The following is a 22,424-nucleotide window of genomic DNA, read 5'->3' as shown; positions in this document are numbered from 1 at the left end:
TATCTACGACACTACCTTCAGCAATTCCCAATCAAGCCGTCACTTCCCAGAATCCGTTCCATCAACTTCTGGAGAACGACATGGAAACAAGCAGCAAGACGGTCCTGGTGCTCGGCGCGAGTGGCGGCATTGGCGGCGAGGTGGCACGCCAGTTGCGCGACACGGGCTGGCTGGTCAAGGGGCTCAAGCGTGGCCTCCCGACGGCGCACGCGCAAAGTGACGGCATCCAATGGCTGCGCGGCGATGCGCTGAACGCGGCCGACGTGCTCGCTGCCGCCCAGGGCTGCGACGTCATCGTTCATGCCGTCAACCCGCCGGGCTACCGCGACTGGGACCGCCTCGTGCTGCCGATGCTGGAGCACAGCATCGCCGCCGCCCGCGCCCTGGGTGCGACGCTGCTGCTGCCGGGCACGGTCTACAACTACGGCCCCGACGCTTTCCCGCTGCTGCACGAGGACGCGCCGCAGCGGCCGGCGACGCGCAAGGGCGCCATCCGCGCCGAGATGGAGGCGCGGCTGCGAGCGGCCAGCGAGACGGGGCTGCGCGTCATCGTGCTGCGCGCCGGCGACTTCTTCGGTCCGCGGGTCGGCAACAACTGGTTCTCGCAAGGCCTGGTGAAGCCCGACAAGCCGGTGACGTCCATCAGCAACCCGGCCGCCGCCGGCGCTGGCCACCAATGGGCCTATCTGCCGGATGTCGCCCGCACGATGGTGGAGTTGCTGGAACGACGCGCGACACTGCCCGCCTTCGCCAACTTCCACATGAGCGGCCACTGGGACGCCAGCGGCCGCGAACTGGCCGAGGCCATCCAGCGCGTCGTCGTCGCCCAGGGCGGCAAGCCGCCGCGTATCTCCGCCTTCCCCTGGTGGCTGCTGACTCTCGCTTCGCCCTTCGTCACGACCTTCAAGGAGATGCGCGAGATGCGCTATCTGTGGCGCCAGCCGGTGCGCATGGACAACAGCCGCCTCGTCGCCGCCCTGGGCCGCGAGCCCCATACGCCGCTGGATGAAGCCGTCGAGGCGTCGCTGCGCGGCCTGGGCTGCCTGCCTGCCCATTGCGCCAGCAAGGGCACAGGCCAGCCGTAACATGCCCTCCAGCTCATTCGCCGGGACCACACCATGACCTATTGCGTCGCCATGCGCCTGCGTGCGGGCCTGCTGTTCGCGTCCGACACCCGCACCAACGCCGGCGTCGACCACATCGCCAGCTTTCGCAAGATGTACCAGTTCCAGATCCCGCACCAGCGCGAGATCGTCATCCTGACCGCAGGCAACCTGGCGACGACGCAATCCGTCATCTCCGTGCTGAACCAGCGCCTGCATGGCGACGGCGAACACCTGCTCAACGTGCCCACCCTGTACGACGCGGCCGTGCTGCTGGGCCGCACGCTCAAGGAGATCGTCAACCGCGACAGCGACAACCAGCACAACGGCGTCGACTTCGGCGCCAACATGCTGCTTGGCGGCCAGATCAAGGGTGAAGGCCCGCGCCTCTTCCATGTCTACCCGCAGGGCAATTTCATCGAAGCGACCGAGGACACGCCCTACTTCCAGATCGGCGAGAGCAAATACGGCAAGCCCATCATCGACCGCGTCATCCGCTACGACACGACGGCGCTGGACGAAGCCGCCAAGTGCACCCTCGTCAGCTTCGACTCGACCATCCAGTCCAATCTGTCGGTCGGCCTGCCCATCGACATGATCATGCTGCGCGCCAACCAGTTCGAGCAGGCCATGAAGCCGCCCAACCGCATCGGCCGCGACGATCCTTATTTCCAGGCCCTGCGCACGGGCTGGAGCGCCGGGCTCAGGAAAGTCTTTGACGACCTGCCCAACGAGCCCTGGTTCGACGGCTGAGAACTCGTCGCGCCAGCCATCTCGGCGCGCGAAGGTTGACAACGGTGTCCCACTCATTCGCGGCTGTCGAGTCCTTTGACAGCGCGGCGACGGGGAAAAAGTCAAACGCAGCCAATTCAACAACTTAGGGGGCCTGGCCCGATAAATGCTCATTTCTCATCGCGAAGCCAACGCTTCGCGTGAGAGGTGACATATGAAGAAGACTTCCTGGGGCATCCAACCGCAGTGGCTTCTCGCCCTGCTCTTCCCTGCCGGCCTGGCCGCCGCAGCGCCGCTGCCGGTCTACTCGCCGACCTACCCCTCTCCCAACTCCGCCTGTGCCACCTATGGCAACGTCGTCTCCTGTTCGACGACGGTGCTGGACCACCTGGCCGCCAAGGGCTACGCGGGCTTCAACGGCCCCTACAGCTTTGCCGCCAGCCAGGGCGCACTGATCGACACCATCGTCGTCACCGCCAACAACGGCAACATCCTGAACAACGGCGACCAACTCATGCCGTCGGAGGATGGCTTCTCCACGAACAACGGCGGCACCAAGAAGTATTTCTTCACCGGCGACGGCAACGACCCGGCGAACAACGGCGGCCTGGCGGGCGATACGCCCTTCAGCTGGGACACCGGCCTGAGCACCCTCAACCAGAAGTTGACCTTCGGCGGGGCCTATCACGAGATGGCCATCGCCTTCGACTTCAACAACCCGCAGAACGACACCTCCAGCATTCCCATCTGGGCGTTGGTCACGGTGCGCGACACCGACGGTAACCTGGGCAACAAATACTTCGAGACCCAGGCGCTGGACCCCAACAACATCTTCAAGGATCCATCGCTGTATTCGTCGGACAAGACCTTCGACGGCAGCGCCATCACGACGCCCGGCGCCGCCGACTTCGCGCTGACCGTTGGCGCGATCTGCGTCGTCAACGCCACGGTCTCCTACCCCTCGCCGGATGGCAGCAACTGCCCGAACGGCGGCGACCTCGTCAAGACCAATCGCGCCTCCAACGAGGTCGAATTCATCAACTACCTGCCAACGCTGGATCTGCGGGGCCTGGAGAACCAGGGTTACGACACGATGTCGGTCCAGGTCTGGATGGGCTGCTTCAACACCGGGGTCAGGGGCTCGGGCCCGGCCTTGGAGAACGGCGGATCCGTCGGCCCCTGCGACACCGGTGGCTTTGGCGACATCTTCCTGCTGGCCGGCGCTGAATTGCCGGGCCGCCTGCCCGAGCCCGGCACCCTGGGCCTCACCGGCCTGGCCCTGCTTGGCCTGCTGAAGCGTCGTCGCTAGACCGGACCGAGCACCCGCATCGAGTAGTCGACCGCCCTGACATCCTTGGTTAGGCGGCCGATGGAGATGCGGTCCACGCCGGTCGCGGCAATCCAGCGCAGCTGATCCAATGCGACACCGCCCGAGACCTCCAGCAGCGCTTGAGCCGAATACGCGGCATTCACCGCCACGGCCTCGCGCATTTGCGCTTCGCTGAAGTTGTCCAGCAGCACGCTGACCGCGCCGGCGTCCAGCGCCTCGTGCAATTGCGCGATGGTTTCGACTTCGATCTGGATGTCCACGCCGGCATTCAGCGCCTGGGCAGCGCGCAAGGCGGGGCCCACGCCACCGGCCGCGGCGATGTGGTTCTCCTTGATGAGGATGCCGGCATAAAGCGCCAGCCGCTGGTTCTGCCCGCCGCCCACGCGCACCGCGTACTTCTGCGCCAGGCGCAGGCCGGGGATGGTCTTGCGTGTGTCCAGGATGGCGCAGCCCTGGGCGTTGGGACTGGCGCCGGCTACCGCGTCGACATGGGCGCGCGTGATCGTCGCCGTGCCCGACAGCAGCTGCAGGAAATTCAGCGCCGGCCGCTCGGCACTGAGCAGCGCACGGCCATCGGCCTCGATGCGGCAGGCGATGCTGTCCGCCACCATCACGGCGCCTTCCTCGTACAGCCATTCAATGCGCGCCGTTGCATCCAGTGCGGCAAACACACCGTCGAACCAGTCGCGGCCGCACAGCACCGCGGCCTCGCGCACGCGCACCTGGGCGGCCACGCGCTTGGCCAAGGGCACGAGCAGCGCCGTCCAGTCGCATTTGCCGATGTCCTCGGCCAAGGCCTCGTGGATATTGCGTGAGCGCGCCTGCGCCAAAGTCTCTTCGGTGGAGAACATCGTTACTCCGCCGGGCCGATGGTCAGCGTGATCTCGCCCAGGCCTTCGATGCGCCCGACGATGACGTCACCCGCCACCACGGCGCCCACGCCGGCCGGCGTGCCGGTGTAGATCAGGTCGCCCGGATGCAGGTGGTAGAGGTGGCTCAGGTTGGAGACGATCTCCGCCTGGTTCCAGATCATCTCGGCCAGGTCGCCGCGCTGCTTCTCAACACCGTTCACGGCCAGCGTGATGGCGCCCTTGTCGAGCGCGCCCAGTTCGCTCTTGCGCACGATGTCGCCGAGGATGGCCGACTGGTCGAAGCCCTTGGCGGTGTCCCAAGGCCTGCCGGCCGCCTTGGCCACCGCCTGCAGGTCGCGGCGCGTCATGTCCAGACCCGCGGCATAGCCCCAGATGGCGGCGACGGCCGCCTCGGGCGTGACCTTGAACACCGGCGCGCCGATGGCCAGCACCAGTTCCATCTCGTAGTGGTAGTTCTTGGTCTCGGTCGGGTAGGGCACCGTCGAGCCCGAGGGCGTCAGTGCCGTGGCCGGCTTGGTGAAGTAGAACGGCGGCTCGCGCGTCGGGTCGGCGCCCATCTCGCGGGCATGATCGGCATAGTTGCGGCCGACGCAGAAGATGCGGCTGACCGCGTAACGGGCATCCGTGCCGCGCACGGCGGCACTGGGGATCTCGGCTGGAGGAAAGACGAAATTGCTCATGGCATGGCTTCGACATTGCAGGAACAGCGTGCAGCATACTGGCCTGCCCATCGCACTGCTGCTGCTCGCACTGATGACCGGCTGCGCGACCCGCTCGGCCGTGGCGCCGGTCGGCATCGAGCGTGACGGCCCGCTGCCCAATCCGCCGTCCGACCTCGCCAAGGTGCCCGACGCCGCGCCGCGCATCGAGCCCGTGCGCAGCGGCGGCCCCAACAAGCCCTATGAGGTGCAGGGCGAGCGCTACGAGCCCATCACCGGCGACAGCCCTTATGCCGACCGCGGCCTGGCCTCCTGGTACGGCCGCAAGTTCCACGGCCGGCCCACCGCCAGCGGCGAGGTCTACAACATGTATGCGATGACGGCGGCTCATCCGACGCTGCCCATCCCCAGCTATGCCCGCGTGCGCAACCCGGCCAACGGCCGCGAGGTCATCGTGCGCATCAACGACCGCGGCCCCTTCCACAAGGGCCGCATCGTCGACCTCAGCTACACGGCCGCCCTCAAGCTCGATCTGCTGCGCGGCGTGGCGCCGGTGGAGGTGCGACGCATCACCTATGCCGAGATCCGCGCCGGCACCTTCCAGAAGCCGGCGGGCGAACCGACGCCTGTTTTCGTGCCCGACACGCCGCCCGGCGCGCCGCAGCGCGAGACAACCGGCAACATGGCAGCCACGGTTGCCAGCACCGGCCCCGGCGCCTGGCTGCAGTTCGGCGCCTTCGCCAAGCTGGACGGCGCGGAAGCCCTGCGCCAGCGTATTGCCGAGGCTGACTTGACTTTGCTGCCGCTGCTGACCGTCGTCCGCGAAGGCGGCGTGCACCGGCTGCGCGCCGGGCCCTTCCCGAGCGCCGACGAGGCGCGTGCCACCGCCGTTCGGCTGCGCGACGAGAGCGGCGTTGAATCGACGCTGGTCGAGAAGCGCTAGCGGCCTCCAGCCACATCCAGCAAGGTGCCGACCGTGTAGCTGGCCGCATCGCTCAGCAGCCAGACGATGGCCTCGGCGATCTCCTCGGGCCGGCCCAGGCGCTGGATCGGAATGGTCGACACAGCGCTACTCGCGTCCATGCCGCTGGCCGCATGGATGTCGGTCTCGATGATGCCGGGCCGCACGCCATTGACGCGGATGCCCTCGCTGATCAGTTCGCGCCCCAGGCCTTTGGTCAGGGTGTCGATGGCGCCCTTGGTGGCGGCGTAGTCCACATAGATGCCCGCCGAGCCGAACTCGGCCGCGCGCGAGCTGAGGTTGACGATCGCCCCGCCTGCGCCGCCCTGCCGGGTGCTCATGCGCCGCGCGGCCTGCTGGCAGCACAGCAGCGTGCCGATCACGTTGACGTCGAAGAGGCGGCGCCAGCGCTCGGTCGTCATCGCCTCCAGCCGCGCCGCCGGCGCCACGATGCCGGCGTTGTTGACCAGGCCTGCCAGCCGGCCACCCGCCGTGTCCAGTTGCTCGAACATGGCCGCCACCTGAACTTCGTCGGCCACGTCGGCCTGCAGGGTCAGCGCGCGCCGGCCGAGTCCGTGCAATCTGGCCGCGAGCTTGTCCGCAGCGAGGCTATCCTGGGCATAGTTGATGGCCACGTCCCAGCCGGCCTCGGCGCAACGCAGCGCCGTCGCGCTTCCAATGCCACGCGAGCCTCCGGTGATCAGTACCCAAGCCGACATGGCCGGCATTGTGGCGTTGTCGGAGAAGATGCGCGTCCGGGGACTGTGAACGCTACGGCAATAGGCTGAGTTGTGACCAGAAAGGCTGCGAGCAAGGCGCAAACCGGAGCGGGGTGGGGTACCCGGCGAGGATTTGCAACGCGGCGCGCGGCCTTTCTGGTCACAACCCTGCGGGAAGGCTCGCCGCCAGGGGCCACTCGGCGTTGCACCACTTGCCCGCACATGAGTGCGGGCGGCGTGCTGCGCCTTGCTTGGCCCCTGGCGGCGAGCCTTCTCAGCCCATTGCCGTAGCGTTCACAGGCCCACCTCGCTGCATGGAATTCCTCGACGTCCCGACGGTCCTCAAGGTCAGCGCCCTCTTCAATCTGATGGCGGCCCTGGCCTGGCTGACGCTCGCGCAGACCTTTCGCATCGCGCCGCGCGCCGGCCGGCTGATGGCGGCGGCTCATCTGGTGCGCATCGCCTCCCAGGGCTGCGGCGACTGCATGGCCGGCTGGCCCGGCCTGCTGCGCCAGGCGATTCCCGAGTTCGGCCTGCTGGCCTGTGCCGTGCTGCTGCTGATGGCGCTGCGCCGCATGCTGCGCAGCCGCCAGCGCCCGCGCGACATCAGCTGGATAGGCGGCCTCGGTGCCATCGGCATCGCGCTGGGCCTGGCCAGCGGCTCGGGCCTGGCGCCGCAGGTGGCCAGCACTTTCAGCGTGGCGCTGCTGGCCCTGCTGTCCGTGCGCGAGGTCGTGCGTGGCATCGGCAACCAGCTGTCGCGCGTCGTCACCGCCTGCACCACTCTGCCCTTCGCCGCAATGGCAGCCGTGACGCTGACGCACGCCGCGGAGCTGCTGCTCGTGCCGGGCTGGGATGACCACATCCTCAATGGCGAACTGCCGTCGCCGGCGCGCGCGGCGCTGTGGTTCGTCGTCACCGCCGCCATCACCCTCAGCCTGATCGCGCTGATGATCTGGCGCCTCATCACGCGCATTCAGCACCTGACCTACCGCGACCCGCTGACCGGCGCCCTCAATCGCCGCGCCTTCGAGCAGGCGCTCGGCGAGGCCCAGGCCCAGCTGCAACGCGGCCGCGGCTTCGCGCTGGCCATGATCGACATCGACCACTTCAAGCGCGTCAACGACCAGCACGGCCATCAGGCCGGCGACGCGGCCCTGCAGCATTGCGTGCGCGTGTGGCAGGCCTGCCTGCGCGAGGTGGACTGCCTCGGGCGCCTGGGCGGCGAGGAGTTCTGCGCGCTGCTGCCGCTGACCGGCCCCGCTGATCTCGCCACCGCCGCCAGCGTGGCCGAGCGCCTGCGCCACAGCCTGGCCGCCCAGCCGCTGCGCTGGAAGGACGTGGAGCTGCCGTTGTCGGCCAGCTTCGGCGTGGCCCTGCCGGTGGCCGACGACCCGCGGGGCGAAGTCGGCATGGCGCGCGCCGACGGCGAGCTCTACCGCGCCAAGGCCGAGGGCCGCAACCGCGTCTGCGTGGCAACGCACCTCGGCGGGATCGCCACGGCATGATCACGCCAGCGCAGACCCAGACGCTGCTGGCCAGCATCATCTTCGTCGCGGCGGCGGCGACCCTGGTGTGGATGGCACTGGCCCTGGTCGCGCGCATCGCGCCGCGGGCCTCTCTGGCGATGGCCGGAGCGAACGCAGCCGCCGCCGGTTCGCTGACCCTGCATGTGCTGCGAGGTGTGCTGCCCGACGCCCTGACCTACTGGCCCGGCGACGTGCTCGCCATCGCCTCCTTCGCGCTGCTCGGCGCGGCGGTGCCGGGCATCACGACGCGGGCGCTGAACTGGAAGCCCGGCGCCGCCGCCGTGGCTGCCACGGCGCTGCTGCTGCTGGCGCTGCCCTATGAAGGCGACCTGCGCTGGCAGGCCCGCATCGTCAACGGTGCCGGCGCCGCGCTGACGCTGGCGGCCGGCGTTGTCGCCTGGCGCAGCCTGGCGCGCTCGGCCGGCGGCCGGCGCACGCCCGCGCCGCTGGCCCTGCCCCTGTTCCTCATCGCGGCGTTGATGGCGGCGCGCGGCCTGGAGACCTTCGTCAACCCCGGCCGCACACCCGACCTGCGCGTGCCGACCGGGTTCAACATCGCCTTTCTGTGGACGGCCCTGGTGCTGGCCTTGCTGCAGAACGCGACGCTGGCCTTCCTGGTGCTGATGCGGTTGATCACGCGCATCGAGCGCCTGCTGGAGCGCGACCCGCTGACCGACACGCTGAACCGCGGCGCCTTCGACCGGGCCCTGGAGCGCGCCCACGCCTGGCTGGCGCGCGGCCGCGGCTATGCCCTGGTCATGATCGACATGGACCGCTTCAAGCAGCTCAACGACACCCTGGGCCACGCCGCCGGCGACGCGGCCTTGCGCCTGATGGTCAAGGAGCTGCAGCCCTGCGTGCGCGAGGTGGACCGCTTCGGCCGCCTGGGTGGCGAGGAATTCTGCGTGCTGCTGCCCGACACCGACATCGCCGGCGCGGCGCTGGTGGCCGAGCGCATGCGCTGGCTGGTCAATATGGCGCCACTGCGGTGGCTGGAGCAGGACTGGTCGCTCAGCGCCAGCTTCGGCATCGCCGAAGCCGAACGCGCCGATGCCAGTGGCGGCGCGGTGCTGGCGCGCGCCGATGCGGCGCTTTACCGGGCCAAGGGCCAGGGCCGCAACGTCGTGCAGGCCTGAACGGCAGGCCGCCCCTTGCGGCGGCGCACAGGAATAAACTCGATGCAAACAAGCCCAATGGAATCGAGTGATCGATGACAGCAGCCGGGGGCAGGAGACAGGGAACCGCCATGCGCTTGCGGGTCGCGGGCGCAGCGCAGCTGTTGGTGCTGGCCGCCGGCCTGGCGGCTGCCACCGGGGTCGCGGCGAGTTCCTCCAGCGTCGCCGACCTCGACATCGGCGAACTCGTGCAGGTGCGGCTGTCGCCCTTCGACGTTGCCGCCAACCTCGACCGCGGCTATCGCGCCGCCCACGCCGTGTCCGCCTCGCGCTTCGACGCGCCGATCCACGACCTGCCGTTCGCCATCCAGGCCTTCAACGAGCAATTCATCCGCGACCAGAAGCCGCAAGGCCTGTTCGACGTGGCCCGCTATTCGCCAGGCGTGACCTACCGGAGCAACGACTTCAATGAGGGCAATGCCAACCTGGCGATCCGCGGCTTTGCGGTGAGCCAGGTGCCTGGCGCCTACCAGGTGCTGCGCGACGGCTTCGTCGGCCCGTCGATCTTCGACCTCACCAGCGCCTCGCGCATCGAGATCGTCAAGGGCCCATCCTCCTTCCTGTACGGCCAGGTGGCGCCCGGTGGCATCGTCAACGTGATCACGAAGAGCCCGCGGCCCCAGCCCTTCGCCGAGGTCGAGGTGGGCGCCGGCAGCTACGGCCGCTACCGGCTCGACGCCGACATGGGCACGCCGCTGCGGCCCGACCTGCTGCTGCGCGTCGCCGCCTCGTTCGACCAGGACATCCACTACTGGCGGCCCTACGACGCGCATGCCACCACCCTGGCACCTTCGCTGCGCTGGACACCGGACCGCCGCGTCAGCGTGACCCTCAAGGCCGAGCAGTACAGCAAGCGCGAAGCCCCGCAGCTGATGCAAAAGCCCGGCTACGGCAGGCAGGCCGGCCTCGTGCCGACCGCGGCCGACCCGAACCGCGCTGGCGTCGACGTGCCCGGGTTGCCGGACGACTGGAACAGCATGTCCGACGTCGACTACCGCCGCAGCGACAGCACGGGCGCCAGCGGCTGGGTCGATGTCGAGGCCAGCGACCACTGGCATCTGCGCGCCGGCTACTCGCGCCTGCGCTTCGCCATCGATGCGCTGTTCTCCGGCAACCTCGGTATGTCCGACAACCAGACGTTTCTGCAGGGCCGCCGCCTGCGTCGCCAGACCTACACCAACCAGGCCGAGACGCTGACCGCCGACGGCGTCGGCGTGTACCGCTTCGACCGTGCCAGCCTGCGGCTGCTGCTAGGCGCGCAGTCGCTCAGGCGGCGCTTCGACAACACGGCGGCGCAGGCGCCCAACGACCCGGCCCTGGGCAGCCGCCCCATCGCCTCGCCCCTGCCGCTGTGGGACCTGCGCGACCCATCGACCTGGAACCGCCAGGTGGACATCCCGCTGTCGGCGTTGACCGAGAATCGCACCGATCGCAGCCTGCATCAGACGGACCGCTCGGCCTATGCCGGCGCCACGCTCGGGCTGCTTGACGACGACCTGCTGCTGCTGGCCGGCCTGCGCTACACCGCCGCGCGTGCCCGGGTCGACGACCGGATCACCGCGGCATCCCAACCCTTCTCCACGCATGAGCTGACGCCGCAATACGGCGCCCTGCTGCGCCTGGCGCCCGAGTGGTCGCTGTTCGCCTCGTTCGCACGCTCCTTCGTGCCCGTCGCGCAGGTGCTGAACCGGCCCGACGGCACGCGCACACCCGCCCTGCCCACGCGCGGCAGCGGCTGGGACCTGGGCGTCAAGGCGGAGCTGCTGAACGGCCGCGCCACGGCCACGCTGACCGCCTTCGACCTGCGCAACCGCAACGCCGTCAACGACCTTGCGCAGACCGACAGCTCGGGCAACGTCGTCATCTACAACGTCCAGAGCGGCCAGCAGCGCTCGCGCGGCATCGAGTTCGACGCCACCTTGCTGCCAGCAGCGGGCTGGCAGATCTACCTGGCCTACAGCCGCACCGCCGCCCGCATCCTGGAGTACAGCGGCAACGACGCGGCCCTGCTGTCGCGCGACCCGGCGACGCTGAATGCCGCCGAGCGCATCAACTACAAGAGCGCCCAACTGCTGCACGGCGCGCGGCTGCAGATGAGCGCGCCGCATCTGTTCAACCTCTGGGCACGGCATGATTTCTCCGGCGGCCTCTACCTGGCCGGCGGGGCCCACGTCGTGCGGGACCAGACGCTGTTGCCCGAGGGCCCGGCGGCGGCGCGGCAGAGCTATGCGCTGATCGACGCCCTGGCGGGCTACGCGTGGCTGGACGGCGGGCGCCGCATGTCGATCGAACTGTCCGGCAAGAACCTGCTCGACCGGCACTACCACCCCTCGCAGAGCACGCGTTCGCGGCCCCGGGAGTGGCTGCTGGCTTTGAAAGCGGCCTGGTGAGGGTCGCCGTGCGTTTCGGACGCTCCGTCGCGCTGGCGGTCCTGGCCTGGGCGCTGGGGCCGCTGGCCGGCGCGCAGGCGCCGCTGGTCGAGCGGCAGTCCCGGGTCGAGGCCGCGTTCATGCGCAACTTCGCCCGCTACGTCACCTGGCCGTCGCGGGCCTTTGCCGACGGCACCATGCCCTGGAACGTCTGCACCGTCGACGAGAACCACTTCGACGCCTCCCTGGAACAAACCTTCCAGGGCCGGCTCGAACAGGGCCGGCCGTTCACCGTCAGGCGCGCCGTGTCGCCCGAGGCGCTCGCCAGCTGCCACATCGTCTTCGTCGGCGCCGTCAGCTCGTCGGCGCGCCGGGCGGCACTGGCGCAGCTGAGCGGCCTGCCGGTCCTGACCGTGGGCAATGCGCCGGAATTCCTCAGCGAGGGCGGCGTCGTGCGCCTGCTGCCCGGCGAGCACATCGAGATGAGCATCAATCTCGACCAGGCACGCCGGGCCTCGCTGGGCATCCCGGCAAAGCTGCTCGAGGTGTCCAGCGAAGTGGTCGAGCACGGCAGCCTGCGGAGGTTGAGATGAAGCCCCTCGTCCAAGGAGTACCTTGGCCGGTCCCCCGGGGGGACGGCGATGCCTGCGGCATTGAGCCGCAAGCACATCGCCATGCCGGGCCGGCTTGGGAGCGGCCCGGCGCTCGGCCCGCGGGGTTCGCGCGCTGCAGGTGTCGCGAATGCGGAAGGGGTAGCTGAGATGAACGCCGCGCGGCCGCGTCGCATCCGCAGCGTGCTGATGCTGTCGCTGCTGGTGGCGGCGGTGCTGGTATTCGCCGCGGGCGCGGCCGGCCTGGTGCTGGTGCAGCGCCTGACCCTCGAACAGCGCGCCCGCGCCCAGGTCGAACCCATGGCGCAATTGATCGCTGTCGGTGCCGAGGCGGCGGTCGCCTTCGGTGACGCGCGGCGCGCGCAGGAGATCCTGGACTCGCTGCGCCCCAACCCGCTGGTGCTGTCGGCCGAGTTGCGCCTGGCCGACGGGCGGCTGCTCGCGCAGTTGCGCGCGCCGCAGGCCGTCGAGTGGCCGCCTTCCGCACCGGGCGGCGGCAGCGAGCCAGGCTTCGCGCTGGCGACCGACCTCGGCGCGGCCCGCTGGGTGCAGGCGCTGGACGGCGATGCGCGCCTGGTCCTGGTCACCAGCCTGGCCGAACTGCAGCGGCAGAACCTGGTCGCCATGGTCGCCTTCGGCGCTGCGCTCGTGCTGCTGGGGGCCGCGGTGATGCTCGGCCTGCTGTGGGCGCTGCAACGCTCCATCGGCCGGCCGCTGGCCACGCTGGCGGCGGTGGTCGACGAGGTGCGCGTCAGCGCCGACTACGACCGCCGCGTGCCGGTCGAAGGTGCCGACGAGCTGGCCCGGCTGGGCGAGGGCTTCAACGCGCTGATGGGCGCGCTGCACGAGCGCGACGCCGAGCTGCGCCGCCAGCACACGGCCCTGGAGGGCACCGTCGGCCAGCGCACCGCCGAGCTGAGCCACGCGCGCGACGCCGCCGAAGCGGCCAGCATCGCCAAGAGCGCCTTCGTCGCCAACATGAGCCACGAGATCCGCACGCCGATGAACGCGATCATCGGCATGTCGGGCCTGGCGCTGGAAGGCGCGCTGCCGCCCCGCGAGCGCGTGCACATCCAGAAGGTCAACCGCGCGGCACGCTCGCTGCTGACCATCCTCAACGACATCCTCGACTTCTCCAAGATCGAAGCCGGCAAGCTGGTCGTCGAGACCCTGCCCTTCGACCTGCCCGAGGTGCTGGACAGCCTGGCTTCCATGATGGGCCCGCAGGCGCATGACAAGGGGCTGGAGCTGCTGTTCTCGGTGCAGGGTGACCCGCCGCGGCAGCTGCTGGGCGACCCCGTGCGCCTGGGCCAGGTGCTGCTCAACCTGGCCGGCAACGCGGTCAAGTTCACCGATCACGGCCAGGTGCAGGTGAGCGTCGAGACGGTGAGCCGCGAGCGCGAGCGGGCGGTGCTGCGCTTTGCGGTCAGCGACACCGGCATGGGCATTTCCGACGAACTCAGGCAGCGCCTGTTCGAACCCTTCGAGCAGGCCGACGCCGCAACCAGCCGCCGCCACGGCGGTACCGGGCTGGGGCTGGCGATCAGCCGCCAGCTGGTGCGGCTGATGGGCGGTGAACTCGAAGTCGACAGCTCCGCCGGCGGGGGCAGCCGCTTCTCGTTCATGCTGAGCCTGGCGGCATTGCCCGAGGCGACAAACGCCCAGCCCGCCGCCGGCCTGCACGGGCGGCGGGCGCTGGTGGTCGTTGCGCATGCCGCGGCACGCCAACTGCATGCCGCGACGCTCACTCAGGCAGGGCTGCAGGTTGACTGCGCCGCCAGCGGCGCCGAGGCGCTGGCGCGGCTGTCAGAGGACGCGGCGCAAGGCTACGACCTGGCCGTGCTGGAGCATCCGCTGGCCGGCCTGGACCTGGCGGACTTCGCGCGCCGCCTCGCCGCCCAGGCTACGGGCGGCTTGCCGGCCCTGGTGCTGCTGGCCGAGGCGGGCCGCCAGGACCCACCCACCGCGCTGGCGGCGGCCACCGTGATGGTGGCCAGGCCGGTGACGCCCTGGTCGCTGCTGGACGCCTGTGCCCAAGCGTCGGGCCTGGGCGGCGAGCACGCCGCTACCCCGCTGCCGCCGCGGCTCGACGTGCGCCTGGACGGCGCACGGGTGCTGCTCGTGGAGGACAACGAGATCAACCGCGACCTCGCCGCCGAATTGCTCGGCCGCATAGGCATCGCGGTGGACATGGCCTGCAATGGCCGCGAGGCCCTGGAGCGGCTGGCCACGCACGACTACGACGCCGTACTGATGGACTGCCAGATGCCGGAGATGGACGGCTTCGAGGCAACGCAGCGGCTGCGCCAGCAGCCGCGCTGGCAGGACCTGCCCATCATCGCCATGACCGCCAACGCAATGCTGGGCGACCGCGAGAAGGCGCTCGCGGCCGGTATGAGCGACCACGTCGCCAAGCCGATCAACGTGGCGCACCTGTATGCCACCCTGGCACGCTGGGTGCGCCCCCGCGCGCCGGCCGACAACGGCAGCGCTGCCGCCGTGGGCCTGCCCACACCGGGCATCGACATGGCCGGCGCCCTGGGCCGCCTCGGCGGCGACGCCGCGCTGCTGCGACGTGCCCTCGGCGGCTTTGCCGAGAAATACCGCAGCTTTGAACAGGACTTCGATGCCGCGCGCAACGCCGGCGACGCGGCGGCCGGGCGCCGCCTGGCGCACGACCTTCAATCCCTGGCCGGCACCTTTGGCATGGACGGGCTGCGCGAAGCCGCGCTGCGGCTGGAGCGGGCGTGCATCGCCGGCATCCATGGCGCCGCCGTCGACGCCGCACTCGACGAAGTGATCACCGCACTCGCGCCCGCGATCTCCGCCAGCGGCTCACTCTGCGCCGCGCCGCCGCTGGCCTGAACGCCGCGATCAGCGAATCTTCAGGGACCGGCGCGACGGAAGTAGGCGTCGACGCCCTCCAGCATCTCCGCCGTCACGTGGCTCCAGTAGTGGAAGGTATGGGCGCCGGCGTCCTCGCGATAGTCGGGCGCCTGGCCCTGGGCGCGCAGCGCCGCCTGAAGTGCGCGATTCGTCGTGACCAATTCGTCCTCGCTGCCGCAGCGCAGCACCAGTGGCACCGGCAGCCGCCCGGCGCGCTGGACCTCGGCGATCAGCTCGTCCGGATACCAGCCGCTCAGCGCGAAGGCATAGCCCCAGCGCTGCGGCGCCGCCAGCGGCAGCTTGACCGAGCCATAGCCACCCAGGGACATACCGGCGATGGCCGACTGCGCGCGTATGGGTGAGAGGCCGTACTGTTCCTTCAGCCAGGCCGGCAACTCGTCGACGATGAAGCGCTCGGCCGGGCCGTCGTAGCGCCGGCCGTTGCTGCTGGGCATGACGATGACGAAGGGCCGTGCACGGCCGCTGGCGATGAGGCGGTCGGCATAGCGCTCGATGTGGCCGGTGCGAAACCACTGGTCGGCGTCCATGCCGCCGCCGTGCAGCAGCGTCAGCACCGGCAGGGCCTGGCCGCGCTCGAAGCCGGGCGGCAGATAGACGTTGACTTTGTCGGTCCGGCCGAAGGCGGCGGAAGCCACCTCGTACGTCTCGACACGGCCTCGACCGGTGGCCGGTGGCGTCCATGCACCTTCGCCAACGAAGACGAAGGAATGCTGGCCGCCCTGGCCATCGGCATCGTGGTCTGGCGTGGCCGGGTCATGCACCCAGCGGCCGTCGACGACGAACTTGTAGAGCCACTGCCCCGGCGCCAGGTCCAGGCGCACGCGCCAGATGCCGTCGGCGCCGCGCGCCATGGCCTGCTTGTGCTTGTCCCAGCCCGTCATTTCGCCGGCGAGGAGGACCCGGCTCGCCTGCGGCGCCTCCAGCGCGAAAGTGACGGGCTCAGCGCGCACCGTGGCGGTGACGGCAAACAGCAATGTCAGCAGCAGTGTCTTGGCTTTCATTCGGCTTGCGCAGGAACTGAAGGCCGCGAGATTGCCACAGACAAGGCCCGTGCTGCGCGCATAGTTCCGCTGCCAACTACACACCCCTTCCATGGACCTCGATCCCAAAGACCTCATCGACCAGGCCGCCGAAGCCGCGCAGGAGGCGCGCACCGCGCGCCTGAACGCCGCTGTCGCCATCACGGTGGCGATCCTGGCCACCTTCATGGGCATCTGCAAGGTCAAGGACGACAACATCGTGCAAGGCATGCAGCAGGCCCAGGCCGACAAGCTCGATTACTGGGCCTACTTCCAGGCGCGCACGATTCGCGCCGACGTGGCCGAGCAGGCGGCCACCCAGCTCGAGCTGGCCAAGGCCGGAGCACCCAACGCGCAAGCCGCGGACTACGACAAAGCCATCGCTGGCTACCGCGCCAAGGCGGCCGACCAGCTCAAGAAGCGCGACGAACTCAAGGCCCAGGCCGAGGCAGCCCAGACCGCTTACGAGACGCTGAACCGCCGCGACGACCAGTTCGACCTGTCCGACGCCCTGCTCGCCATCGCCATCGCCCTTCTGGCCGTGACGGCGCTGACCCGGCTCTGGCCGCTGTACTTCGTGGCCCTGCTGCCAACCTTCTTCGGCGTGCTGATGGGCGTGGCCGGCCTGATGGACCTGCCCATCCATCCCAACATGCTGTTCCGGTTGCTGTCGTAGCGTTGCTGCTTGAGCAGCGAGAGATGCGAGGCGGTCTTTGCGGGACGCCGGGCGCCGCGCAGTTTTGAGCTTGGGCTGCTTCAGGCGGCGGATACCGGACTTTCGGAAAGCCAAGGCAGCTGCCACCGTCCAACAGTGCCTTTCTCACAGCCGGTCCGCTCATCCCGGGGTCGGACTGGATGGCAGAACGGACAGGCAGCACGCCGCCGCGCCGCTTGTTGACTAGTCGGTCGGTCCGTCTGTCGGCCGGGACCGCTGCGCCAGCAGGCGCTTGCGCACCGCATAGATGTTGTTGCGCAGCGCGTAAAGCTCTTCGGCATAGGACAGCGGCACCGCAATGCGGTGTGTGACGCGGTCCAGCTCATCCAGCTCGTCGAGTAAAGCGCCGCGCTCGCCTGCGCCGGTTTCAAGCTTTGCTTCCACCTCGCGCAGCCGCGCATACCAGCGGAACACGCGCGAGCGCACGCGGAAGGTGTAGAGGGGCGGCACCACGCGCGACAGCGGCAGCATCAGCACCAGCAGGCCGCCGACCACCAGCCACATGCGTTCCAGCAGATTGCCGGCCCAGAAGGGCAGGTAGCGCGCCCACGCCGGCGTCGTGCCGTTGATCGCGCGATCGCCCTCGGCGCTGACCGGCAGCTCGCTGGTGCGGGTGTTGGGGAAGTCGCGCGCGCCATTGAACCAGCCGGCGTCGCTGTGCTGACCCAGGGCCGCCTGCGCGAACAGCTGGCGCAGCGCAGGGTGCGTTTGCTCGCGCGCCAGCAGTGCGGTGGTGGTGGCGAGCAGCGGCACGTCGTGCGGCGGTAAATCGGCTGCCAGGCCCACCACACCACGCGGCAGCCTCACGGTGGACAGGAAGGGCAGCTGGCGCGAATAGGCCTCGTTCTGCTCGAAGGCCATCAGCGCAATGGCCGGGTCGCGCAGCAGCTCGCGGATCAGGCGGGCCTGCGGCGCCGAGATCAGCACCGTGGCATCCAGCCGCCCCTGGCGCAGCGCCTCACCCGCGGCGTCGGGCGCCAGATTGGACAGCCGCAGATCGGTCGGCTTCAGTTGGTTCAGCGCCAGCAGCTTCTCAACAATCTGCGGTACACCGCTGCCGTCCTGATCCACATTGACTCGCAGGCCGCGCAGCTGGTCCAGGCGCTGCAGTTCGCCCCCGGGCTGGCGGCGCGCGATGCCGAGATCGCGGCGGTAGAAGATCCAGATCGGCTCGTAAAACAGACTGCCCAGCGAGACGATGCCGGCCTCGGTATCGGTCACCGGATCGGCCATGCCGCCGCGTACGAAGCCCACATCGACCGTGCCCGCGCGCAGATGGGCCAGATCGTCCTGCGCGCCTTCGCTGGCGATCAGCTCCACCTGGATGCGCTCGCGTGCCAGCGCTTTCGCATAGCCCTCGCCGAAGCTGGCGTAGGCACTTCCGGCCGGGCCGGTCGCTAGCCTTACCTGGCGCGGCGGCTGCGGATCCAGCCACCAGTAGGCAGCGACCAGCAGGCCTCCGCCGAGCAGTAGCAGCGGCCCCATCGAGACCATCAAGTCGCGCAGCGTCTGCAGCAGCAGGCGCAGGCTGCGGGTGGCATGCCATTGCTGAATCGGGGTCATGGCTTGCCGTCCTGAGCGGGCAAAGGCTGGGCCTGCGTGTTGCAGAGTCGCTCGCATTCCCGAGCACCCGCATGAGTGGTGGCAGCAAGGCTGAGGATGATCGTGATGCCGAGGCGTCGCACGGGCTGGGCCTTTACCGATGGAGGACCGGCCGATCGTATGGGAGGCGCGCAGGCGGACTGTTACGCCCGCTTTCGCTGCAAAGCGGGCGACGGCACTAGGCTGGAAGCGTTCTTCCAAATCGCTGTCGGTTCTGGCACAGGCGTCCCAAGTCAGCCCGTGCGCACTGCGTGTCTTAACGCTCAACCTTGCGCATCAACATCGCGGCAACCGCCGCGCCCAGTACGCACAGCGCGGCGCTCACGCCCATCACCCAGCGGTATCCGCTGATGAAAGCCTCGTGGATGGCGCTCTGGGCCGCGGCTCGGGTGGCTGCGTCGATGTCCCGCGGCAGCTCGATGGCCGCGAGCCGGCTCTGTTGCTCCAGCACCAGCGACGCCACAGCGGCAGGCACGCCGTGGTGGTCGAGCTGGCCTCGAAGCGCAACACCGAATGCCCAGGCCATCAATGCACCCAGCGCAGCGATGGCCAGCACGCCGGCCGCACGGGACACCGCGTTGTTGATACCCGATGCCACGCCGGCCGCGTCGGCGCCCGCCGCATTCATGACAGCCGTGGTCAATGGCGCGACCGTCACGCTCATGCCCACGCCGAGCACCACGATGCCCGGCAGGAACCCGGTCCAGTAATTGGCCTCGATGGAAGGCAGCGCCAGCGCAGCGAAGCCGGCGCCCGCAATCACGGGGCCGATGGCCAGCGGTGTGCGCGGCCCGACCCGGTCGGCCAGGCCGCCGGCCCAGCGCGACAGCGCAAACATGATCAGGATAAAGGGCAGCAGCGCCGCTCCGGCGGCGGCGGCCGACAGGCCATGGACCTGGATCAGCGCCAGCGGCACGAAGAAGAGGCCACCGCCGAGGGCCGCGTAGACCAGCAAGGTCAGCACATTGGCGCCGGCAAAGACGGGGTCGCGAAAGAACTGCAGCGGCAGCATGGGCCGAGGCGTACGTTTCTCGACCCAGGCGAAGGCCCCCATCGCGACGATGCCGATCACGAGGGCGGCGATCACGGCGGGCGAATCCCACTGGCGGGCCGGCCCTTCGACGAAGGCGAACACGATGCCGCCCAGGCCCACCGTGACGAGCGCCGCCCCCGGCCAGTCCAGCCGCCCCGTGGCTTGTGGGTCGCGGGATTCCGGCACCCGCAGCATCGCCATCGCCGCAACCAGCGCGGCCAGCGGCGCATTCACCAGGAAGGCCCAGGTCCAGGAGTAATGGTCGATCAGCCAGCCGCCGATCACCGGCCCCACGGCGGCCGTGATACCGCTGAAGCCGGCCCACGTGCCGATGGCCCGGCCCCGTTCATGCTCGGGAAAGGCCGCACTGATCAGCGCCAGGCTCCCCGGCACCAGCAGGGCTGCACCCACGCCCTGCAATGCGCGCGCCGCGATCAATGCGTTCACGCCGCTTGAGAGCGCGCACAGCACCGAGGCCACGCCGAAGATCGCCACACCCATCAGGAAGATGCGGCGGCGGCCGTAGCGGTCGCCCAGCGCGCCGCCAAGCAGGAGCAGCGCGGCCAGCAACAGCGCATACGACTCCACGACCCATTGCACCTGATGCAGCGTGGCATGCAACTCGTTCTGGATTGCCGGCAGCGCCACGTTGACGACCGTGCCGTCGATAAAGGCCATGCCGGACGCGAGGATTGCGGTCGCCAGCACCCACCGCTGCCTGGCCGGCGAGCAGGGCGATGCCGGAGGGCCGTGGCGGATGGCGGCCTGGTCGCAGGGTGGATGCAGCGCAGCGGTCATGGAACTCCGGCGGGCAATCGAGGTGCCACCCGGCTTTCACCAAGGCACCCGCGCCAGGCACGCCGGGAAATGGGCGCATCCTGCGTGCGCAATGCTACCTTCACGGTCAGTGGCCGCTGCCGACAACGCCGCTGCTCATCGCGGCGGCAATGAGCAGCGCCCTCAGCCCGTGTAGATCACCACACCTTGCAATGCTGCCCCGCCGGCTTCACCAGCTTGGCGCCCGGCTTGCACGCAAAGGCCTTCTCGAACTCCGGCATGTTGACGACGACGCCGTTGATGCGCCAGCGCGCCGGCGAGTGCGGGTCGACCTTGGCCTGCACGCGCAGGGCTTCGGGGCGGGCATCGGCGCAGTCCCACTGCGCGAAGCCGACGAAGAAGCGCTGCTCGGGCGTCAGGCCGTCGCGGTTCTCCAGCGTCTTGCCGGTCATGTGCACCTTCCAGGCCTCCCAGGCCAGCACCAGGCCGCCGAGGTCGGCAAGGTCTTCGCCCAGCGTCAGCTTGGAGTTGATCTTGATGTCATCGACGACGGTGTAGGTGGCGTACTGGTCGGCCACGCAGGCGGCGCGCTTCTCGAATTCCTTGCCGTCCTTCTTGGTCCACCAGTTCTTCAGGTTGCCCTGGGCGTCGAACTGGCGGCCTTCGTCGTCGAAGCCGTGGGTCAGCTCGTGGCCGATGGTGCCGCCGGTGTTGCCGTAGTTGGGTGCCTCGTCGAGAGCTGCGTCGTACAGCGGCGCCTGCAGCACGCCGGCGGGGAAGTTGATGTCGTTCATCTGCGCGTCGTAATACGCGTTCACCGTCTGCGGCGTCATGCCCCACTCGCCGCGGTCCAGCGGCTGGCCGATCTTGGCCAGGCGGCGCTTGGCCTCAAAGGCGTTGCCGCGCGTGACGTTGCCCAGGAAATCGCCAGGCTGCACGGCAAAGGCCGAGTAGTCGCGCCAGCGCTCCGGGTAGCCCACCTTGTTGACGATGGCCTTGAGCTTGGCGTGGGCGCGGGCCTTGGTCTCGGCGCTCATCCAGGCCAGGCTGTCGATGGACCGGCCCATGGCCACCTCGATCTCGTCGGTCATCTGCACCGCCGCGGCCTTCAGGTCGGGCGTGAAGTTGCGCGCAATGAATTCCTGGCCCAGCGCCTCGCCCATCTGCACGTCGACGAGCTGCACGCAGCGCTTCCAGCGCGGTTTCAGCTGGGGCGTACCGTGCAGGGTCTGGCCGTAGAAGTCGAAATTGGCCTGCACGAAACCGTTGTCCAGCGCGGGGCTGAGGCTGCTGGCCAGCTGCCAGCGCAGATAGGTCTTCAGGTCCGCCAGGCTCATCGCGTTGAGGCGCGCGCCGAGTGCCTTGAAGAAGGCCGGCTCGGTGACGTTGTAGCGGGCATGCCAGGGCGTGGTGCCCAGGGCCGCCTGGTAGCTGGCCCAGTCGAAGCCGGGCATCAGCGCCTTCAGGCCGCGCGCGTCGACGACGTGGAAGGTCTTGTAGGGGTCGCGCTTGTCGACCTTGGAGAGCGACGCGCGGGCCAACGTGGTCTCGGTGGCCAGCACGCTGCGCGCCCCCGCCTTGGCGGCCTCGGGTGTGTCGCCCAGCAACTCGAAGATGCGGGCCACATGGGCCTCGTAGGCGGTGCGGATCTTCAGCGTCTTGTCGTCACGCTTGAGGTAGTAGTCGCGGTCGGGCAGGCCCAGGCCGCCGGCCGAGGCGAAGGCGATCTGGCGCGTCGCGTCGGCGAAGTCCTGGCCCGCGCTGAAGCCGAAGAAGAGGCGGTCATTGCCGGCCGCCAGCTGCAACTCGGCGAGCAGGGGCGGCAGGGCCTTCTTGTCCTTCAGCGCGGCAATGCGGTCCAGCGTCGGCTGCAGGCCCTTGAGCCCGGTGGCCTGCACGGCGCCCTCGTCCATGCAGGCGGCGAAGTAGTCACCCAGCTTGGCTTGAGGCCCCGTGCGCTCGGCGCCCGGCTGGCCCAGCTTGTTCAGCACGCCCCACAGGTAGCGCTGGTTCTCGTTGGCCATCTTGGCGTAGACCGACCAGCGCGACTGGTCGGCCGGAATGGGGTTTGTCTTGGTCCAGGCGCCGCAGGCGTAGCGGTAGAGGTCGTCGCAGGGGTCGGCGCTGCGGTCCATGGCCGTCACGTCCAGGCTGGGCGTGTAGGGCAGGGCATCCAGCGGACCTTCCGCAGCATTGGGGCCGGCCGCGTGGGCCAATGTCGCCGCCAGCAAGGCGGGGAGCAGCAGTCGTTTCATGGTGGGCGAGGAATTTGAAGTGGGGCGATTGTGGGCGCTGGGCGCGCCAGCAGCCA

Annotated in this window: 17 protein-coding genes; 10 read left to right on the top strand and 7 right to left on the bottom strand. The window is 69.6% G+C overall.

Annotated elements, in window-relative coordinates:
• Positions 1–80: 80 nt before the first annotated feature.
• The 3 genes from AC1DW0_RS27840 (at position 81) to AC1DW0_RS27830 (ending at position 3,144) form a co-directional block, all read left to right on the top strand.
• Positions 81–1,085, top strand: coding sequence for an NAD-dependent epimerase/dehydratase family protein (locus AC1DW0_RS27840; RefSeq protein WP_477949269.1), 1,005 nt, complete (start codon positions 81–83; stop codon positions 1,083–1,085).
• A gap of 33 nt (positions 1,086–1,118) precedes the next feature.
• Positions 1,119–1,856 (top strand): proteasome-type protease, encoded by a 738-nt coding sequence (locus AC1DW0_RS27835; RefSeq protein WP_056191944.1) that lies wholly within the window; start codon positions 1,119–1,121, stop codon positions 1,854–1,856.
• A 193-nt stretch (positions 1,857–2,049) separates the two neighbouring features.
• Positions 2,050–3,144, top strand: a complete 1,095-nt coding sequence (locus AC1DW0_RS27830) for a PEP-CTERM sorting domain-containing protein (RefSeq protein ID WP_056191942.1) — start codon at positions 2,050–2,052, stop codon at positions 3,142–3,144.
• Here the strand turns inward: AC1DW0_RS27830 and nadC are convergent.
• Both nadC and AC1DW0_RS27820 read right to left on the bottom strand, forming a co-directional pair.
• Positions 3,141–4,016 (bottom strand): carboxylating nicotinate-nucleotide diphosphorylase, encoded by an 876-nt coding sequence (gene nadC, locus AC1DW0_RS27825; protein WP_477949266.1) that lies wholly within the window; start codon positions 4,014–4,016, stop codon positions 3,141–3,143. The genes AC1DW0_RS27830 and nadC overlap by 4 nt on opposite strands.
• Before the next feature lie 2 nt (positions 4,017–4,018).
• Positions 4,019–4,717, bottom strand: a complete 699-nt coding sequence (locus AC1DW0_RS27820; RefSeq protein ID WP_477949264.1) for a fumarylacetoacetate hydrolase family protein — start codon at positions 4,715–4,717, stop codon at positions 4,019–4,021.
• Between the two features lie 28 nt (positions 4,718–4,745).
• Here AC1DW0_RS27820 and AC1DW0_RS27815 point away from each other — a divergent pair, with 28 nt between their 5' ends.
• Complete coding sequence (locus AC1DW0_RS27815; RefSeq protein ID WP_477949262.1) at positions 4,746–5,639, top strand: septal ring lytic transglycosylase RlpA family protein; 894 nt, start codon at positions 4,746–4,748, stop codon at positions 5,637–5,639.
• Here AC1DW0_RS27815 and AC1DW0_RS27810 read toward each other — a convergent pair.
• Positions 5,636–6,376, bottom strand: a complete 741-nt coding sequence (locus AC1DW0_RS27810) for an SDR family oxidoreductase (RefSeq protein WP_056191934.1) — start codon at positions 6,374–6,376, stop codon at positions 5,636–5,638. The two genes, AC1DW0_RS27815 and AC1DW0_RS27810, sit on opposite strands and share 4 nt — an antisense overlap.
• A 314-nt stretch (positions 6,377–6,690) precedes the next feature.
• Here AC1DW0_RS27810 and AC1DW0_RS27805 point away from each other — a divergent pair, with 314 nt between their 5' ends.
• The 5 genes from AC1DW0_RS27805 to AC1DW0_RS27785 all read left to right on the top strand — a co-directional run bounded on the left by AC1DW0_RS27805 (position 6,691) and on the right by AC1DW0_RS27785 (position 14,925).
• Positions 6,691–7,884: a GGDEF domain-containing protein gene (locus AC1DW0_RS27805; RefSeq protein WP_056191933.1), complete on the top strand. Its 1,194-nt coding sequence runs from the start codon at positions 6,691–6,693 to the stop codon at positions 7,882–7,884.
• The gene (locus AC1DW0_RS27800) at positions 7,881–9,041 is read left to right on the top strand and encodes a GGDEF domain-containing protein (RefSeq protein WP_477949259.1); all 1,161 of its coding nucleotides are present in this window, start codon (positions 7,881–7,883) and stop codon (positions 9,039–9,041) included. The genes AC1DW0_RS27805 and AC1DW0_RS27800 overlap by 4 nt, the downstream gene beginning before the upstream one ends.
• Positions 9,042–9,151: 110 nt before the next feature.
• A complete protein-coding gene (locus tag AC1DW0_RS27795; RefSeq protein WP_477949257.1) occupies positions 9,152–11,470 on the top strand; it encodes a TonB-dependent siderophore receptor in 2,319 nt (772 codons plus the stop codon).
• Between the two features lie 8 nt (positions 11,471–11,478).
• Complete coding sequence (locus AC1DW0_RS27790; RefSeq protein ID WP_477949255.1) at positions 11,479–12,042, top strand: YfiR family protein; 564 nt, start codon at positions 11,479–11,481, stop codon at positions 12,040–12,042.
• A 168-nt stretch (positions 12,043–12,210) separates the two neighbouring features.
• Positions 12,211–14,925, top strand: a complete 2,715-nt coding sequence (locus AC1DW0_RS27785; protein WP_477949253.1) for a response regulator — start codon at positions 12,211–12,213, stop codon at positions 14,923–14,925.
• A 20-nt stretch (positions 14,926–14,945) separates the two neighbouring features.
• Here AC1DW0_RS27785 and AC1DW0_RS27780 read toward each other — a convergent pair whose 3' ends face one another.
• Positions 14,946–15,968 (bottom strand): alpha/beta hydrolase-fold protein, encoded by a 1,023-nt coding sequence (locus tag AC1DW0_RS27780; protein ID WP_457351104.1) that lies wholly within the window; start codon positions 15,966–15,968, stop codon positions 14,946–14,948.
• 91 nt (positions 15,969–16,059) lie between these two features.
• Here AC1DW0_RS27780 and AC1DW0_RS27775 point away from each other — a divergent pair, with 91 nt between their 5' ends.
• Positions 16,060–16,662, top strand: coding sequence for a DUF4337 domain-containing protein (locus AC1DW0_RS27775; RefSeq protein WP_056191920.1), 603 nt, complete (start codon positions 16,060–16,062; stop codon positions 16,660–16,662).
• A 222-nt stretch (positions 16,663–16,884) separates the two neighbouring features.
• On the opposite strand, the gene AC1DW0_RS27770 is transcribed toward AC1DW0_RS27775, so the two are convergent.
• From AC1DW0_RS27770 to AC1DW0_RS27760, 3 genes are all read right to left on the bottom strand, one after another.
• Positions 16,885–18,264 (bottom strand): TAXI family TRAP transporter solute-binding subunit, encoded by a 1,380-nt coding sequence (locus AC1DW0_RS27770; RefSeq protein ID WP_457320531.1) that lies wholly within the window; start codon positions 18,262–18,264, stop codon positions 16,885–16,887.
• 295 nt (positions 18,265–18,559) lie between these two features.
• Entirely contained in the window at positions 18,560–20,134 is a 1,575-nt protein-coding gene (locus AC1DW0_RS27765) for an MFS transporter (RefSeq protein ID WP_457351110.1), read from the bottom strand.
• Positions 20,135–20,310: 176 nt separating this feature from the next.
• Positions 20,311–22,368, bottom strand: coding sequence for a M13 family metallopeptidase (locus AC1DW0_RS27760; RefSeq protein ID WP_477949249.1), 2,058 nt, complete (start codon positions 22,366–22,368; stop codon positions 20,311–20,313).
• Positions 22,369–22,424 lie beyond the last annotated feature (56 nt).

Source organism: Roseateles sp. P4_D2, assembly GCF_056401875.1.
This window is presented reverse-complemented; position numbering and strand designations above follow the sequence as displayed.